This is a genomic window from Trichocoleus sp. FACHB-262 (genome assembly GCF_014696035.1).
In the GTDB taxonomy this organism is placed as follows: Bacteria; Cyanobacteriota; Cyanobacteriia; order FACHB-46; family FACHB-46; genus Trichocoleus.
In genome coordinates, this window is sequence record NZ_JACJPK010000015.1 from 78980 (window position 1) to 96196 (window position 17217).

Sequence of the window (17217 nt, forward strand, 5' to 3'; positions counted from 1 at the left end):
ACCTACCCCCCAGCCCCCTTCCCTATCTCCCACCCAACCCTTCCATGAACAGCAAAATTCTGGAAATTGAGAACCTTACCGTTAGCTTTGATGGCTTCAAAGCCTTAAAGCAACTTAACTTCAGCATGGATACTGGCGAACTCCGAGTGGTGATTGGCCCCAACGGTGCAGGTAAAACCACCTTTCTGGATGTGATCACAGGTAAAGTCAAGCCCACTGAAGGGCGAGTGCTGTTTAAGGGCCGCAACTTGCGATCGCTCTCTGAACATCAGATTGCCCGTTTCGGTGTGGGTCGCAAGTTCCAAACTCCCCGCATCTATCTCAACCTCTCGGTGCGAGATAACTTAGCGATCGCGGGCAGTCGGGCCAAATCTGTCTTCTCGACTTTGTGGGGGCGAGCCTCTACGGCAGAGCGGCGTAGAATTGGCGGGTTGTTAGAAACCATTGGCTTAGCAACCAAGGCCGATGGCCTAGCGGGGTTGCTCTCCCACGGTGAAAAGCAGCGCCTAGAAATTGGCATGCTCGTTGCTCAATCGCCCGATCTGTTGCTGGTGGATGAGCCTGTGGCAGGTCTGACCGATGAAGAAACTGCCAATATTGGGGATCTACTGTTGGCATTAGCTGAAAGCCATTCGATTTTGGTGATCGAGCACGACATGGAATTTGTGCGCCAGATTGCTCGGCAGGTCACCGTTCTGCACGAGGGGTCGGTGCTCTGCGAAGGCACCATTGAAGAAGTACAAAGCGATCCGCGTGTGATTGAAGTGTATCTAGGTCAACAGTCAGAGATGCCTGCTGCAGCGGTTAAAGAGGAGATCAGCGCTACATGATGAATTCAGCTAAGACCGCGATCGCCCCAGAAATCGCCACTACTCCGTCCCCCATGCTTCAGGTTGCGGGCCTTAACGTCTACTACGGCGAGAGCCACATTCTGCGCCAGGTTGATCTTAGTGTTCCGGTGGGCAAGATGGTTTGCTTGATTGGGCGCAATGGTGTGGGCAAAACCACCCTGCTCAAGACTGTCATGGGTTTACTGTCACCGCGTAGTGGCAACATTTATTTAGCAGGAAATGTGATTAACTCCAAATCCCCCGACCAAAGAGCCAGACTCGGTATTGGTTATGTGCCGCAAGGTCGGGAGATCATTCCTCGCTTGACTGTTAAAGAGAATTTGCTGTTGGGTCTGGAGGCTTGTAGCGATCGCAAAACTCGGCAGCAAGCAGAAATTCCCGCCGAAATCTTTGAGCTGTTTCCCGTACTGAAGACCATGCTCTCCCGACAAGGAGGAGACTTAAGTGGTGGTCAACAACAACAACTAGCGATCGCCCGTGCCTTGATGGGCAAACCCCGCTTACTCGTTTTAGATGAACCCACTGAAGGCATTCAACCCTCCATCATTCTGGAAATCGAAGCGGCAGTACGGCGGATCATTGCGGAAACGGGGATCTCGGTGCTGCTAGTTGAGCAACATCTCCACTTTGTCCGCCAAGCCGATTGGTACTACGCCATGCAAAAAGGTGGCATTGTCGCGTCTGGCTCCACCCAAGAACTCAGCAACGACGTAATTCAACAATTTTTGGCCGTGTAAGCCAAGCTGCTTAATCTGGAAGACACAGATCCTCCTGAGGCTGGCATGATCAGGCATGGGGAGAATTCATGTGTTTGAGGGAAAAAGCCAGATGGATGCTGTGACATTGCTGGGTCTCGTAGCTGCCGCCTTAACGACTACCGCTTTTCTGCCACAATTGCTCAAAACTTGGCGCTCTAAATCTGCCAAAGATGTTTCGCTATGGATGCTGATTACGTTTTCCATCGGAGTTTTTCTTTGGTTGATCTATGGTGTTTATATCCAGTCTTTGCCTGTGATTATTGCTAATTCGGTCACTTTTGTTTTGTCATCAATTAATTTGATTTTGAAAATTCGCTACGAATCCTAAAAGCCATCAACTTACCGAATTGGCCTTGACTCATTCCAAGATTTAACTTTAGGCTTGGCTTAGCTTTCACCCTTTTTCGTGAGTTGCGGGCCGATCAGTAGGAGTACAGTGTGGACGGAAAGTTCTGAAACATCAAGGACTTACGTGATCAGATGCTCCATAGGGTGAAGCTGTAGGTACAGGGTGTGAGTCGTGGAATTTTATTAACAGTTTGTCAGCTGTATTCTTCAACACATTTAAGTAAATTGCTATTTTCTCGACTCAAACAAGCTGAATCCAAATGGGTGGAGAGACTGCATCACCTCCAACCCAAAATTTTGGTGTTTACCTTTGGAGCCTCGCTAGTTCCCGTCATTTTTCTAGTGGGTGCTGCTTGGCAATTTGGGCATCAGCCGCTCAAGGATTTAGAGAAAGTGCGGTTGAATGATCAAGTCCAAGCCTTTCGAGGTTATACGGCTGCTAGCGAAAAAGGATTACAAGATTTAGCCGCAGGTTATGCCTTCTGGACTGACTTGTACGATGCGGTACAACAGCGCAACCGAGCTTGGATCACGAAGGAAGTCAGCGATCAATTGGTTTTCTCCACAGACGTAGATGCGGTGAAAGTCACAAATCAAGCTGGGGATGTTTTAGGCAGCCGAGGGGCAGAGTTAGAGTTGCCTGCGGTGCAAGAGCGCATCAGTCGTTTGGTTAAAATTGGAAAAACCACCCAAGACTTAATTCAGACTGATGTAGCGCCTCAGGCGCAGAGCAATTCTGCCGCAAAGCTAGGCCCTCAACGTCAAGTGTTGATGCTGTCTGTCGCGCCTATTTATAAGAGTGATGGCAAGGGAGCGTCACCTGGCACGCTCATTGTGGGGCAAGTTCTGGATGCGGCTTGGTTACAGAAATTTCTCACGTATTCTCAACCAACCACCAAGCTGAAGATTTTCTCGCTGCAAGGTCAGCCTGTCGTCGCGAGTCATAGCGATCTGAAGCTAGATGTTTGGGAAGCCAATCATTTCAGCACCGAAGTTTTGCCCAAAATTCGCCAAGGTCAATCTGTCTATCGCATCGAGCCTCAATCAGGACTCAACACGGTTTATGCACCGCTGATGTCGAGCAATCGGCCTGTGGCGATCGCCAAAATTCAGATTGTTTCTGGCTACTTTAGCCAAGCCCTCACGGCCCTCAGCCAATTGCTCTGGGGTGGGTTAGGGTTGGCAACATTGCTCTCGATTGCGATCGCTCATTTCCTAGCCAAACAAATCAGTCAACCGATCAAGCAACTAGCAGAACGCAGCCAAACTCTAGCCGCTGGAGACTTAAGCAGTCCCATTCCAGGCATGACCGCAGGCGGTGAAATCGGCCAACTCGCCTGTTCTTACCAGGAGATGGCTGGCTCGCTCAAAACCTTGATTAATGACCTAGAGCACCGGGTAGCCGAACGCACCGAAGAATTGGAACTGGCGCGGCAAACTTTAGAAGAACGAGTACAAGAGCGCACCGAAGAAGTGCGGCAACAACATCAACAGTTGCAGCAAGCCCACGATGAATTGCAGCGGTTGAACACCGAAGTCACCGCCAAAGCTGAGCAACTCAGCATCGCTTTACGCAATTTGCAAAAAGCCCAAGCCCAGTTAATTCAAACGGAGAAGATGTCTAGTTTGGGGCAGTTGGTGGCAGGAGTCGCCCACGAAATCAACAACCCGATCAATTTCATCTACGGCAACTTGCCTTACATCAGCCGTTACAGCCGCGATTTACTCGATCTGGTGCAACAATATACCCAACGCTACGGCCACGATCCAGAAATTCAACAACGCAAAGACGCGATCGAGTTTAATTTCATCACCACGGATCTGCCCAAGATCCTCACTTCAATGGAAACGGGAGCCGATCGCATCCGCCAAATTATTTTGTCTTTACGCAACTTCTCGCGGCTGGACGAAGCGGAGATGAAACCAGCCAACCTCCACGAAGGCATTGACAGCACCTTGCTGATTTTGCAGCATCGCCTCAATGAGGAAGCGCATAACCTAGACTCAATTCAAGTGATTAAGCAATATGGCCCGCTACCCCCAGTGGAGTGTTATCCCCGTCAACTCAACCAAGTTTTTATGAATCTCTTGAGCAACGCGATCGATGCGCTGGAAAGCTGCTCTCGCCCAGACAAGCAAATTGTGATTCAGACGCAAATGTGTCCCGATAATCAGGTACAGGTGAGCATCCGCGACAATGGCCCTGGTATTCCGTCAGAAATCCAAGAGAAGCTATTTGACCCCTTTTTTACCACCAAACCTGTGGGCAAAGGTACAGGTCTGGGCTTGACTGTGGCTTATCAAATTTTGGAGCGGCACCAAGGCCAAATTCACGTCATCTCGACTCCTGGAGCAGGTACAGAAGTGACGATTGATCTACCCCAGGCAGCCACATCCTTGCCGATAGCGGTATGATTTTCGCTAAGCCGTTTCGATTTGGCCCCTCATGACTGCTGATGCTGCCACAGGACAATTGAATTTGAGTGCAGGATGGCAGGGCAGCCTAGAGTTAGAATTTGCCTTTCGCGATCGCGCTACCCAACTCAGCTATAGCCGCAGCCAAGCTCCCTTGAAGCTGCAACGCCCCTTCTATCCAGAAGGGCCAGAGGTTTGTCATTGCGTCCTGTTGCACACAGCTGGAGGTGTCGTGGGGGACGATCGCCTCAGCTTAAATCTTCGCCTACAACCCCAAGCCCATGCCTTAATCACCAGTGCCGCTGCTAGCAAGGTTTATCGGAGTAATGGCTTAGTCGCGCAACAAACGGCGCAAATCCAAATTGCCGAGGGCGCTTGCTGTGAATGGCTGCCGCAAGAAACGATTGTGTTTGATGGCGCAAACTACCAACAAAATCTACGAGTGGAACTAGCACCCAACGCCACCTGGATCGGCTGGGAAATCACCCGCCTAGGCCGCAGCGCTAGGGGCGAACAATTTCTCAGCGGGAACTGGCGATCGCGCACCGAAGTTTGGCGGCAAGACCAACCCTTATGGATTGACCCCCAATGGATTCCAGGCAGTCCAGTGATCGTGAACAGTCCGCATGGCCTAGCAGGACATCCGGTGATTGCTAGTTTTGCTTTAGTAGGAAAAGCGGTAGAACTAGAGCTAATTACCCAGGCGCGATCGCTGTGGCAAGCAGGCGCGTACCCTGGCGAAGCAGGAGTCACCAGCCTCACCGAAGGCTTACTCTGCCGTTATCGCGGGCCTTCTAGCCAAGCGGCCCGTAACTGGTTTATGCAAGTGTGGCAACTTATACGCCAAATTTACCTAGGTCGTTCCGCTTGTCCACCGCGAGTTTGGCAAATCTGAAAAGGAAAGCGCATGCAACTGTCACCACAGGAAAAAGATAAATTACTGATTTTTACTGCTGCTTTGCTCGCAGAACGCCGCAAAGCCAGAGGCTTAAAGCTAAACCACCCGGAAGCAGTTGCCTACATCTCAGCCGCCATCCTAGAAGGAGCCCGTGACGGTCGCAGCGTGGCTGATCTGATGAGCTATGGGGCCACCCTCCTGACTACAGAAGAGGTCATGGAAGGCGTGCCCGAAATGATTCACGAAGTGCAAGTAGAAGCTACCTTCCCCGACGGCACCAAACTCGTCACCGTCCACAATCCCATTCGCTAAATCGGGTTCGCTGAAACAAAAGGAGATCAAGATGATTCCAGGAGAACTGTTTGTAGAAGACGGAGACATCGAGCTGAACGCGGGTCGCCCTACCATTAAGCTCAAAGTCGCCAACACAGGCGATCGCCCCATCCAAATAGGATCTCACTTCCACTTTTATGAAGTCAATCCTGCCCTGAGTTGCGATCGCGAACAAGCCAAAGGCATGCGCCTTAATATCCCCGCCGGAACCGCTGTCCGCTTTGAACCAGGAGATGAGCGAGAAGTAGAACTCGTCCCCTTTGTGGGTAGTCGCCAAGTCTACGGCTTTAACGCCAAAATTAACGGTCCCCTAGATAGAACCTAACTCCCAGCCCTTTTTCTTCACGGAGGGAAGAGACAGGCAAAAGCTTAACTTTTCTCTCTTTAGACAGGATGTATATCAACCCAGCAACGATTCCCCTGCTTAATCATCACAATGTAAGAGCATTGCTATGAAATGGCCAGACAATTCGCTTGTAATTTATTCCAACTTGCCAATTCGTATTGAGAGTTGGGCTCCTCCCTCTGTGAAGACAGGGGTTGGCGGTAGTGAGGAGGCAGTCATTTATCTAGGGCAAGAACTTGCAAAATTAGGATATCAAGTAACTGTTTTCAACTCCTGCGGTGATATGGAGGGAGAGCATAATGGTGTGCTCTACCAAGCTGTTGAAAAGTTTAATCCTCACGATCACTTTAACGTCTTAATTTTTCATCGAAATTGGCTCCAGCCCATGATGATGAAAGCTCAGGCAAATAAAACCGCCGTTTGGATGCATGATAATCCTCACATTTTGCCTCAGGTGGATGAGATAAGACATGGTGATTTCTTAGCTAGCTTCGATAAATTATTTGTGTTGTCTCATTTTCATCAGTCTCTTCTGCCAGATTGGATTCCTAAAGATAAAATTTTTATTACCAAGAATGGCATTAATCTACCTGATTTTAATGTCGATCAGCCCCCAAGAAATCCTAAGCGATTGATATATATTAGTGATTATTTGCGCGGCATTGAGCATCTTTTAAATCAGTGGCCAGATATCCTAAAGGAAGTTCCTGACGCGGAACTACATCTCTTTTATGGCTGGCAAACCTATGATGCCTTAGTTCAATCACCACTAATCGAGAGATTCCCACAATTAAAAGGTAAAAAAGAGCAAATACTACCACTGCTACAACAAGAAAATGTGTATGAGCATGGCAGGATAGGACATACTCAACTAATCTCGGAGCTGTACAAATCAGGAATTTATGTTTATCCCTGTCATTTTCCTGAAGTTTTCTGTATTTCAGGGTTGAAAGCACAAGCCTGTGGTTGTGTTCCGGTTGTTACCAATTATGCAGCTCTTGCTGAAACGATCCAGTCGGGAATTAAGATTGATGGCTGTGGCGGGGAGCCAGATGTTGACAAAGCCTTTTCAGCAGCAGTGATTGATTTACTTAAACATCCTGAGAAGCAAGAGTCAATGCGCCAAAATGTTATGGCATTAAAACCATTTTGGGGTTGGGATCAAGTAGCTCAACAGTGGCACGACGAGTTTTTGAAAAATTAGTTATGACAAATTATTTTGACTATCTTTGAAATTCTCAAAAGCTAGAATTAGCTTGCTTAAATTTCATGTTTAACTTCAAGGATTAGAATTATGAGCTATCGCATGAATCGTCGGGCTTATGCCGAAACCTTTGGGCCTACAGTGGGCGATCGCGTGCGACTGGCAGACACAGAGCTAATTATTGAAGTGGAGCGAGACTTTACCACCTACGGAGACGAAGTTAAGTTTGGGGGTGGCAAAGTCATTCGGGATGGCATGGGGCAATCTCCCATCACTAATGCCGATGGAGCTGTGGATTTAGTCATTACCAACGCGCTAATTCTGGACTGGTGGGGCATTGTTAAAGCCGATGTGGGCATCAAAGATGGGCGTATCGCCAAAATTGGCAAAGCAGGCAACCCCTACATCCAAGACCACGTAGACATCATCATTGGCCCCGGAACCGAGGTGCTCGCGGGAGAAGGCATGATCCTAACCGCAGGCGGCATCGACAGCCACATTCATTTCATTTGTCCCCAACAAATTGAAACCGCGATCGCCTCTGGTATCACGACCATGATTGGCGGCGGCACTGGACCTGCGACAGGAACCAACGCCACCACCTGCACCCCTGGCCCTTGGAACATCTACCGCATGTTGCAAGCCGCCGATGCCTTCCCGATGAATTTGGGCTTTCTCGGCAAAGGTAACAGCAGCAAACCAGAAGGCTTGCAGGAACAGGTGGAAGCGGGGGTGATGGGACTAAAGCTGCACGAAGATTGGGGCACCACCCCTGCCACCATCGACACTTGCCTGAGCGTAGCGGATGAATATGATGTGCAGGTCGCCATCCATACAGACACCCTCAACGAAGCGGGCTGCGTTGAAGACACGATCGCGGCCTTTCAAAATCGGGTGATTCACACCTACCACACCGAGGGCGCAGGGGGCGGGCACGCTCCAGACATCATTAAAGTGTGTGGTGAAGCCAATGTGCTACCGTCTTCCACCAATCCCACTCGTCCCTACACGCTCAATACCTTAGACGAGCATTTGGATATGTTGATGGTTTGCCATCACCTCGACCCCAGCATTCCCGAAGACGTCGCCTTTGCTGAATCGCGGATTCGCCGAGAAACGATCGCGGCTGAAGATATTTTGCATGACTTGGGAGCTTTCAGTATGATCTCTTCCGACTCTCAGGCAATGGGTCGCGTAGGGGAGGTAATCATCCGTACTTGGCAAACAGCGCACAAGATGAAAGTGCAGCGGGGACCGCTCGATGGCGACAGCGATCGCAACGATAACTTGCGGGCGAAGCGTTACATTGCCAAGTACACGATCAATCCCGCCATTACTCACGGGGTTGCGGCTCATGTCGGCTCTATTGAAGCAGGCAAACTGGCGGACCTCTGTCTCTGGCGTCCCACTTTCTTCGGTGTCAAACCAGAAGTCGTGGTTAAGGGTGGCATGATTGCCTGGGCTCAAATGGGCGATGCCAATGCCAGCATCCCGACTCCCCAACCTGTCCACATGCGTCCGATGTTTGGCAGCTTTGGCGGGGCGATCGCAGCGACCTCACTCACCTTTGTCTCTCAAGCCGCTCTCGCGCAAGGCATTCCCGCTCAACTCAAGCTGCAAAAACCCGCTGTAGCAGTTTCCAATACCCGCCAACTCAGCAAGCGTGACCTCAAGCTCAATGACTTGTTGCCGCACATGGAAGTTGATCCAGAAACCTACGAAGTCCGAGCCGATGGTGAGTTGCTAACTTGTGAACCCGCGACGGTCTTGCCAATGGCTCAGCGCTATTTTTTGTTCTAAGCCAGTTTGTTCTAAGCCAGCTTATTGACTCAGGGCAAGCGGCGATCGCGACAGCCTCAGTCAACAGTATCGAACTTGTTTTGCGTTAGAATTGGCCCTCGATTGCTTAGGGATCGCTCAGAGCACTCGTTGCCGTAGGATAACAACAAGGAGCCTGCTGCTACTTCTGCCCATGACTCCTGTGCAACTGCGATCGCTGTCAGTAAAGCAGGATAGGGTGAGGCGTCAGGATCTAACTTAAGTTAGATCTTAATAGTTTGCTCCTGATGGGAAGACTTTGCGGTTGAATCGAATTGGTTCAAGCGTCAGAGTCAAGTTCTCTACTTGGATAGACGTTATTCTCTTGCATTTGTGGCTAAATTAAACAGAATCCCCCTCTCGAAAGAGGTGTTTCTCTAGCCAATTGAGAGAATTTAACTAATTTTTAATAACTCTCATTATTTGCATTTCTACACTTCATGAACAATTCGCCCTTTGCCCAGTCTCCAAGAATTGATCGAATTCTTGTTGTAGATGATTCCGCTGACAACTCATTTCTAATCCAGGCAATTTTAGAGGAAGAGGATTACAAGGTTGACATTGCCGATAGCGGCATGGCAGCTTTAGCCAAAATTGATGAATTTCCTCCCGACTTGATTTTGCTGGATGTCATGATGCCCGGAATGGATGGCTATGAAGTGACACGGCGGGTTCGACTCAACCAGAAATTACCTTTTATTCCTATTTTGCTAATCACAGCCTACGACCAGCCCAGCGTTGCCAAAGGCTTGGACACAGGCGCTGATGATTTTATCCGCAAACCTGTAGAGTTTGACGAACTGCTGGCTCGGGTGCGATCGCTGCTCCGCCTAAAACACAGCGTGGACGAGCGCGATCATATTGCCCGCCAGCGCGAAGACTTTGTTTCCCGCTTAGCCCACGACCTCCGCACGCCTCTCGTCGCCGCCGATCGCATGATGGGCTTGTTTCGCCAAGGCGCTTTAGGAGAACTCTCTCCAGACATGAACGACGCGATCGTGACGATGGCTCGGAGCAATCAAAACCTACTGCAAATGGTCAACACACTCTTAGAGGTGTACCGCTTAGAAGCAGGGCGGAAAAGCTTTTCGTTTAGCCCCGTAGATTTACGAGACCTAGTTACAGAAGTCGCTCAAGAACTGGCACCGCTTGCTGCCGACAAAAACATCGCGTTGAAAGTGGATGTAGGTGACCATCTGGGCTATCCTGTCGCCTCCCATGTTTCGGGCGATCGCTTGGAAATACATCGGGTCTTAACCAACTTGGTAGGCAACGCCATTAAGTTCACAGACAGTGGATTTATCACTATCGGATTGTCTTCTACCCCAGCACCCGGAACGGCTACTGCCTCGGCTCCAACTTGGGCGGTGATTACAGTCAAGGACACAGGGACTGGGATTTCGCCAGAAGATCAGGCGATGCTGTTCGAGCGTTTTCGCCAAGGTCAGCATCGACGTTCTGGCAGCGGTCTGGGTCTTTACTTGTCACGCCGCATTATTGAGACTCATCAAGGTACTGTTGACCTAGAATCGGAGTTAGGCAAAGGTAGTACATTTATTGTCCGTCTGCCAGCCAAACAACCTTAATCCTGTTATGCAGGCAATTCCTGATGCTAATTCCTGACGCTTTAGAAAAGCAGCGCACTTTTTTCAGGTCTGGCCAAACCCAGTCGGTTGATTTCCGGTTGGAGCAACTCAAGCGGCTGAAGCAAGCGATTCTGGAAGCGCAAACCAGCATCGTGGATGCCTTAAAGGCAGACTTACAAAAACCCGTCTTTGAAGCCTATCTCACCGAAATCGGCATCATAGATGAGCTGAACTACGCGATCAAAAATTTGCGCGCTTGGACGAAACCGCGCAAAGTGGCAGCCCCCGTCACAGTTTTGCCCGCTACCGCTCAAATTTGCCCGCAACCTTTGGGCGTGGTTCTGATTATTGCCCCTTGGAACTACCCGTTTCAGTTGTGCATCGCTCCTTTAATCGGGGCGATCGCAGCGGGAAACTGCGCCATCCTCAAGCCCTCGGAGCTAACTCCTCATACTTCTCAAGTCATTGCTAACTTAATTCGCCAACACTTTGATCCAGCTTTCATCACGGTGATTGAAGGTGGCGTAGAAACCAGTCAGCAACTGTTAGCCGAAAGATTTGACCACATCTTCTTCACGGGTGGCACCGCGATCGGCAAGCGGGTGATGGCGGCGGCAGCAGAACACCTCACCCCCGTTACCCTAGAATTAGGCGGCAAAAGTCCTTGCCTGGTAGATGCCGACGTGCCGATTGATGTGGCCGCTCGCAGAATTACCTGGGGCAAGTTCACAAACGCGGGCCAAACTTGTATTGCTCCCGACTATTTGTTAGTCCATCGCTCAATCAAGCCTCAGCTCTTGCAGGCGATCGCTGAAAATATTCAAGCGTTTTACGGCGACAACCCAGCTAGCAGCCCCGACTACGGCAGAATCGTCAATCAAAAACACTTTGAGCGCTTAGCCCCACTCCTACAGTCGGGGCAAGTTGTCGTTGGCGGAGACAGTAACCCCACCGAGCACTATATTGCTCCTACCGTGATTGATGGCGTCAGTTGGCAAGACCCTGTGATGCAGGAGGAAATTTTTGGCCCGATCCTGCCCGTTATAGAATATGAAGACTTAAATGAGGCGATCGCGCAGATTAATCAGCGTCCCAAACCGTTAGCCCTGTACTTTTTCTCGCAAAACCAACAACGCCAAGCTCAAGTTTTGCAGGCCACCAGTTCCGGAGGGGTTTGCATCAATGACACTATCTTGCAAGTTGGCGTCCCAAACTTACCTTTTGGCGGAGTTGGCCCTAGCGGCATGGGTCGTTATCACGGTAAGGCTAGCTTCGATACCTTCTCCCATGAGCGCAGCATTCTGAAGAAGCCTTTCTTCCTAGACTTGAAGTTACGCTACGCCCCCTACAAAGATAAGCTGCGCTGGATCAAGCAGATCATTCGATAACTCATCGTATTCTTCTCAGCAAAACGTTGGATAGCAATTTGGTTGAGGGGCAATGGGAAAACCTTGCCCCAGTTCACTTAGGCTAAAGGTAGCGCTCAAGTTCCTGTCGTTGCAAAAGCTACAACTAGCGATCGCTATAACGCTCCACGGCCCAGGGTTCACCACGCCGATGGTAGCCATTGCGTTCCCAAAAACCCAGTTCTTCTCGCTCTAGGAACTCTAAACCATTAATCCATTTGGCGCTCTTCCAGGCATAGAGGTGGGGTACGACCAAGCGTAATGGCCCCCCATGATCAGCAGGCAAGGGTTCACCAAACAAGGTGTGGGCAAAGAAGTTTTCTTCTCGCAGAAAGTCTTCTATTGCAATGTTCGTCGTGTAGCCGCCATAGCAATGCTCCATGATGTGAGCGGCTTTGGGAGCTACTTCTACTTGTTTCATGAAGTCCAACACCTTCACCCCTGTCCACTGCACATCCAGCTTTGACCAGGTGGTGACACAGTGGAAGTCAGCCGTGAAGTTACTTTGAGGCATGGCCATGAAGTCTTCCCAAGTGAAAGTCACTTCTTGGGCACTGCCCCACACCCGAAACTGCCATGTTTCTCGATTTACTTCCGGTGTTTGGCCATAGGTCAATACCGGAAAGCCATTGGTGAGGTGCTGACCGGGAGGAACGCGATCGCTGTACTCTGAGCCTGGTTTTTGAAAAAATTTTCCTAACATAAGGCGAAATCCTCAAGAACAGCATCAGAGGAGTTGGGTTGCTATGCCCTACCTCTTTATTACGGTGTAGCAGATTTCTAGCGATCGCCCCAGTCAGGAGCCATAAAAACTAGCGCAATAAAAAAGGGGCAACCGCTTGCCCCCATCACGAATCTGTCTGCAATCAGAATGCAGCTTAAGACTCTTCATCTTCCCCTTCTTCGTCATTGGGATAGACAAAGCCCTTAGAACGTCCGGTCAAAATGGATTTGCCAAGAGAGAGAGCTTTTTGCGCCTGCAACGCGGCTTTGCGCTTCCAGGTCGCTTTACGCATATCTCGCTTAGACTTGGATGTTTTCTTCTTAGGAACAGCCATGCTCGTCCGTGCGGCGATCGCAATTTTTAGACAACCCTCCTATTCTAGGGCATGATGCCTCCATTTAAACCAAGCCTTTTGCAGCTCATTAAGCAATTTTGATTGATCAGCTAGCTGCAAACTAACGATTTACCCCATCAGTTGACTGATTGGGAGTTGTGGTTCCATTAGGCTGTGTAGTTGGTGTAATGACTTGCCCATTGGGAGTCGTAATAGTGAAAGAGCCGTTGTTGGGCGTGTTGTTGGGCGTTGTAGTTGTACCAGTGCCTGGTGCTGTCGTTCTGTTTATTCCTGGTGTTCCTATTCCAGTCGGTTGAGCGCCAGGAGCAACAGTTTGACCATTCGGAGCTGTAATCACTGGCCCTTGATTTCCAGGCGTTGTGGGTGCTCCAGGGGCAAGAGTACCAGGTCCAGCCGGAGTTATTTGAGTGCCGCCACCTGGTCCCGTTCCGGTTCCAGTAGTGCCCCCCTGTCCTGCACCTGTTCCAACACCTGTGCCAGTTCCCGTAGTAGGTGCAACAGTGCCTGCACCCGCGCCCGTCCCGGTACCTGTGCCCGTATTAGCTCCAGTTCCAGTGCCCGGAACAGTTCCAGGAACGGTTGTGTCGGTTCCAGTTCCTGCGCCTGTGCCAACACCTGTGCCAGTCCCAGTCACACCACCCGGAATAGTAGTGCTAGGCCCAGTTCTGTTGCCTGTATTAGCTCCAGTGCCTGTGCCAGGGACAGTTCCAGGAACGGTTGTATCAGTTCCAGTGCCCGCGCCCGTTCCAACACCTGTGCCAGTCCCAGGCACACCGCCCGGAACGGTTGTGTCGGTTCCAGTTCCTGCTCCTGTGCCAACACCTGTGCCAGTTCCGGTAGTAGGTGCAACAGTGCCTGCACCCGCGCCCGCTCCAGTACCTGTGCCAGTTGTGCCGCCAGGCGCAGTCGTGCCTGTTCCACCTGTATTTCCAGTTCGGGTACCTGTACCGCCAGTAGGTGCAGTCGTGCCTGCACCCGTGCCAGTTCCGGTACCTGTAGCACCCGGAGCAGCCGTACCTGTGCCTGCACCCGTTCCAGTGCCCGCGCCCGTTCCAGTTCCACCATTTGGTGCAGCTGGTGTACCAGGTGCTCGACTACCTGCGGGGATGTTGGTTCCTGGCGCTCCTGGTGTGGGTGCTACTGGTACGGTAGCAGGTTGCGAGGGTACAGCCGGAGGTGGCGGTGGAGCGGCTTGAGCGGGTGCTGTCTCTTCAGCTACGCCTTGATTTAGCCGTAACAACGCTTGAGAAGTGCGAAAGTAGGTTGCCCAACGTTGTGGATCAGGACGGCTGCGCCATTGGGTACGGCTGACATCTAGATTTAGTACAGGTACTACCGAGCCTTCACTTTGAGCTGAGACGATGACAGACACTTGACTGGTCAAAATGTCGCGATCGAAACTGCGCTGAGCCGCGGCTCTAGCGGCAATTTCCGCTCGGCGCAAAAGCGTTTCATAGCTCTCCCCGGTGCGGCGATCCAGGGCCACATCTACTCTGGCGGTATAAGCTTGAGCCGCTTGAGGAGCGATCGCAGCTTGGGTGAGCCAAACGCTACCCCCTAATCCTAAGCAGGTTGCCAAGCTCAGAAGTTGCGGGAGTGGTAAAAAACGAAGGTGGGAAGGGGAAAACTCTCGCATGTTTGCTGCTAGCTCCTTACGCGATCACTCAGCAAGACCACTCAATATATTAATGACTCAGACTTGGTTAAACTGGACACCATCTTAAGCGGGGCCAGGTTTAAGCAGTTTAAATGAGTTAGTTATTAGAAATTTAATTCATAATGAAGCAGAATTAACTTAGACTATAGACGGAATTTTAGACGTTGCGTTTTTATCTTGAGGTTTGCAGTTTCTGACCTGAATTTAATGCCTCACGAAGGCAGTCAGATATTACTGTTTCTTATCTCTCTGGAGTTGTGCACTGGGTCAGCCAAACAAACTTGTCAGATAACTTAGTTTTCAATAAAAAAGTTATCGTACTTCTTGTCTTTTTAACCAACAACATGCCACTTGAGCTGAGTAAAAACAGAGCGTAAGGTTCCTATTTACTTGAACTGCCTTCTGGGCACACTATCTAGTAAGAATCTAGGGCATTCAGCATGGTGAAACACTGGGCGATCGCAATTGGTATCAATCAATATCAGTTCTTGCAGCCTTTAAGGTATGCCCAGCAGGACGCCCAGGCTCTGCATGATTTTTTAGTGGAGGAAGCAGGCTTTCCAGCCGAACAGTGCCTACTGCTAACCGATGCTTCGTTACCTGTGGCCGACCGCTCCACTTATCCCACTGGAGGTTCGCTCCAAGCTTGGATTGAGCAGTTTTGCCAACAGTGGGTGCACCCCGGCGACTTGATTTGGTGTTTCTTTAGCGGCTATGGGGTTTGTTACCAAGGCCAAGACTACCTAATGCCGATTGATGGTGATCCAGCCGATATTCCTGGTACTGCCATCTCAGTGCGATCGCTGCTGGGACAATTGGATGCCATTGCCGCCGAGACAGCCTTGTTATGCTTGGATATGAATCGGAGCCAAGGGCTGCCATCGGATCAACCGTTGGGCACTCAGACCTTAGAATGCGCCCGCCAACTCAGCGTTGCCACAATTCTGGCTTGCGAACCGGGTGAGTTTTCATACGAGACTGCCAGCTTGCATCATGGGTGCTTTACGGCTGCCTTGTTGGAGGGGCTACGGTTTGGTAAATGTGACACCCTCGCCGATCTAGATTATTTTTTGCGCGATCGCCTCCCAGAACTGACTGAGCACTACTGGCAACCCGCTCAGCATGCGGTAGTGCTAGTGCCACTAGGGAAAGGGCAGCAGGGCATCTTGCCTCACTCAATGGTGGCTGCAAGCACCTGGAATACGCTCGATCGCCCATCTGACCCGGCTGACACAATGGCTGCTCTCGACTCAGATGCATCTCGTGGCTATATGTCCTTGCAAGCACCACCCCAAGCGGGAATTGGTCTCTCTACTCTCCCTGTTACGGGTCATCCGGGCACGGGTGATTCTGGCAAGGCTGACCCCTCTTCTCGTTCCTCGCCCTACCAGATTTTAGAACGGTTGACTCGTAGGCCAGCTAGTTCTACTACACAACCCGCCCCATCTAGTCCTCTATCCCCTCAATCCCCTATGCGAGATCCCGAAGCAGAACCAGAAATGGCAGATAGCGTATTTTGGCGGCGGTTGCTGGTTTGGGGCGGTTTGATTGCATTTGTTTTGTGCTCAGGCGTGATCATTCGTAATAAAGCAGCCTTTACAGGTCAGCCCATCGACAATGCTGTTGTCTCCACAGCCACCCAATCGTCGAAGTCCACTCCTACGCCTATGGCAACGGTGGCGACTTCAACCACAGGTGCGACAGCAACGGCTCCGGTGGCAAGCCCCACCCCCGTCCCAGACAAGGCTGCGCCTAGTCCTCCTGCTACAGTTGCCGCCTCGGATGTGCCACCCACACAACTGTTACCCGCCGCTCAGACAGCGCTGCAACAGAATAAATCTCAAGAAGCCTTGCGCCTGCTTAATCAGGTACCTGCCAATCAGCAAACCGAACAGTACCGTAATCTGAAAACTCAGGCAGAACAGCAGGTTAATCAAGATTTATTGCAAAAAGCCAGGGTAACGATTCGACCGAATCAAGCCTCTCGGTTTAATCAAGCGATCGCTCAAGCCAGCAAAATCAAGCCAGGTCAACCGCTCTATGACCAAGCCCAACAAGATATTCAGCGCTGGAGTCAAGTGATTTTAGACTTGGCGGAGGGTCGAGCCAAGCAAGGTCAGTTTGGCGAGGCGATACAAACCGCTCGTTTGGTGCCTAAGAATAATGCTGCCGTTTATGGCCAAGCTCAGCAAGCGATCGCGGGATGGCAACAAAGCTCTCAGCAGCAAAAGGCTAACCAAGCTCTGATTGACCAAGCTCAGGGTTCGTTGCGGCGGGGGGAAGCGTCTTCTTACAGTCGCGCGATCGCCTTGGTTCGACGCATCCCCGCAGGTCAACCAGGATATTTGGAAGCTCAGCGACTCACAGGCGAATGGAGCAATATCATTTTAGGGATGGCAGAACTGCGAGCGTCACGGGGGCGGATTCAGGCAGCCTTGCAAACTGCGACTCTCGTTCCATCAGGGACACCTGCTTATGCTCAAGCTCAGAAATCTATTGCTACGTGGAAGCGTTGATT

General features: G+C 50.8%; 15 protein-coding genes. 12 read left to right on the plus strand and 3 right to left on the minus strand.

All coding sequences use genetic code 11. The annotated features are described in order from the left end of the window. The first annotated feature begins 44 nt into the window (after nt 1-44). From urtD to H6F68_RS00910, 11 genes are all read left to right on the plus strand, one after another. A complete protein-coding gene (urtD, locus tag H6F68_RS00860; RefSeq protein WP_190432618.1) occupies nt 45-830 on the plus strand; it encodes an urea ABC transporter ATP-binding protein UrtD in 786 nt (261 codons plus the stop codon). Next, a complete protein-coding gene (urtE, locus tag H6F68_RS00865; RefSeq protein WP_399312375.1) occupies nt 827-1588 on the plus strand; it encodes an urea ABC transporter ATP-binding subunit UrtE in 762 nt (253 codons plus the stop codon). The genes urtD and urtE overlap by 4 nt, the downstream gene beginning before the upstream one ends. 55 nt (nt 1589-1643) lie before the next feature. After that, nucleotides 1644-1937, plus strand: coding sequence for a SemiSWEET transporter (locus H6F68_RS00870; RefSeq protein ID WP_242065289.1), 294 nt, complete (start codon nt 1644-1646; stop codon nt 1935-1937). Nucleotides 1938-2221: 284 nt separating this feature from the next. Beyond that, a complete protein-coding gene (locus tag H6F68_RS00875) occupies nt 2222-4372 on the plus strand; it encodes an ATP-binding protein (RefSeq protein ID WP_199299840.1) in 2151 nt (716 codons plus the stop codon). A gap of 31 nt (nt 4373-4403) precedes the next feature. Then, nucleotides 4404-5267 (plus strand): urease accessory protein UreD, encoded by an 864-nt coding sequence (locus tag H6F68_RS00880; RefSeq protein ID WP_190555796.1) that lies wholly within the window; start codon nt 4404-4406, stop codon nt 5265-5267. Nucleotides 5268-5279: 12 nt separating this feature from the next. Then, entirely contained in the window at nt 5280-5582 is a 303-nt protein-coding gene (ureA, locus tag H6F68_RS00885; protein WP_190432612.1) for an urease subunit gamma, read from the plus strand. Nucleotides 5583-5613: 31 nt separating this feature from the next. Next, the gene (locus H6F68_RS00890) at nt 5614-5928 is read left to right on the plus strand and encodes an urease subunit beta (RefSeq protein WP_190555797.1); all 315 of its coding nucleotides are present in this window, start codon (nt 5614-5616) and stop codon (nt 5926-5928) included. Nucleotides 5929-6055: 127 nt separating this feature from the next. Beyond that, nucleotides 6056-7153: a glycosyltransferase family 4 protein gene (locus H6F68_RS00895; RefSeq protein ID WP_190555798.1), complete on the plus strand. Its 1098-nt coding sequence runs from the start codon at nt 6056-6058 to the stop codon at nt 7151-7153. A gap of 90 nt (nt 7154-7243) precedes the next feature. After that, nucleotides 7244-8953 carry an urease subunit alpha gene (gene ureC / locus H6F68_RS00900; RefSeq protein ID WP_190555799.1) on the plus strand — a complete coding sequence of 570 codons (1710 nt, stop codon included), beginning with the start codon at nt 7244-7246 and terminating at the stop codon, nt 8951-8953. A gap of 458 nt (nt 8954-9411) precedes the next feature. Then, nucleotides 9412-10557, plus strand: coding sequence for a HAMP domain-containing sensor histidine kinase (locus tag H6F68_RS00905; protein WP_190552815.1), 1146 nt, complete (start codon nt 9412-9414; stop codon nt 10555-10557). Between the two features lie 23 nt (nt 10558-10580). Beyond that, nucleotides 10581-11945: an aldehyde dehydrogenase gene (locus H6F68_RS00910; RefSeq protein WP_190555800.1), complete on the plus strand. Its 1365-nt coding sequence runs from the start codon at nt 10581-10583 to the stop codon at nt 11943-11945. Between the two features lie 124 nt (nt 11946-12069). Here the strand turns inward: H6F68_RS00910 and H6F68_RS00915 are convergent, their stop codons facing one another. The 3 genes from H6F68_RS00915 to H6F68_RS00925 form a co-directional block, all read right to left on the minus strand. After that, the gene (locus H6F68_RS00915; protein WP_190555801.1) at nt 12070-12666 is read right to left on the minus strand and encodes a sulfite oxidase-like oxidoreductase; all 597 of its coding nucleotides are present in this window, start codon (nt 12664-12666) and stop codon (nt 12070-12072) included. Nucleotides 12667-12841: 175 nt separating this feature from the next. Beyond that, entirely contained in the window at nt 12842-13021 is a 180-nt protein-coding gene (rpmF, locus tag H6F68_RS00920) for a 50S ribosomal protein L32 (protein WP_190432598.1), read from the minus strand. Nucleotides 13022-13142: 121 nt separating this feature from the next. Then, nucleotides 13143-14678, minus strand: coding sequence for a hypothetical protein (locus tag H6F68_RS00925; RefSeq protein ID WP_190555802.1), 1536 nt, complete (start codon nt 14676-14678; stop codon nt 13143-13145). 461 nt (nt 14679-15139) lie between these two features. Here H6F68_RS00925 and H6F68_RS00930 point away from each other — a divergent pair, with 461 nt between their 5' ends. Then, nucleotides 15140-17215 carry a caspase family protein gene (locus tag H6F68_RS00930; protein WP_190555803.1) on the plus strand — a complete coding sequence of 692 codons (2076 nt, stop codon included), beginning with the start codon at nt 15140-15142 and terminating at the stop codon, nt 17213-17215. Nucleotides 17216-17217 lie beyond the last annotated feature (2 nt).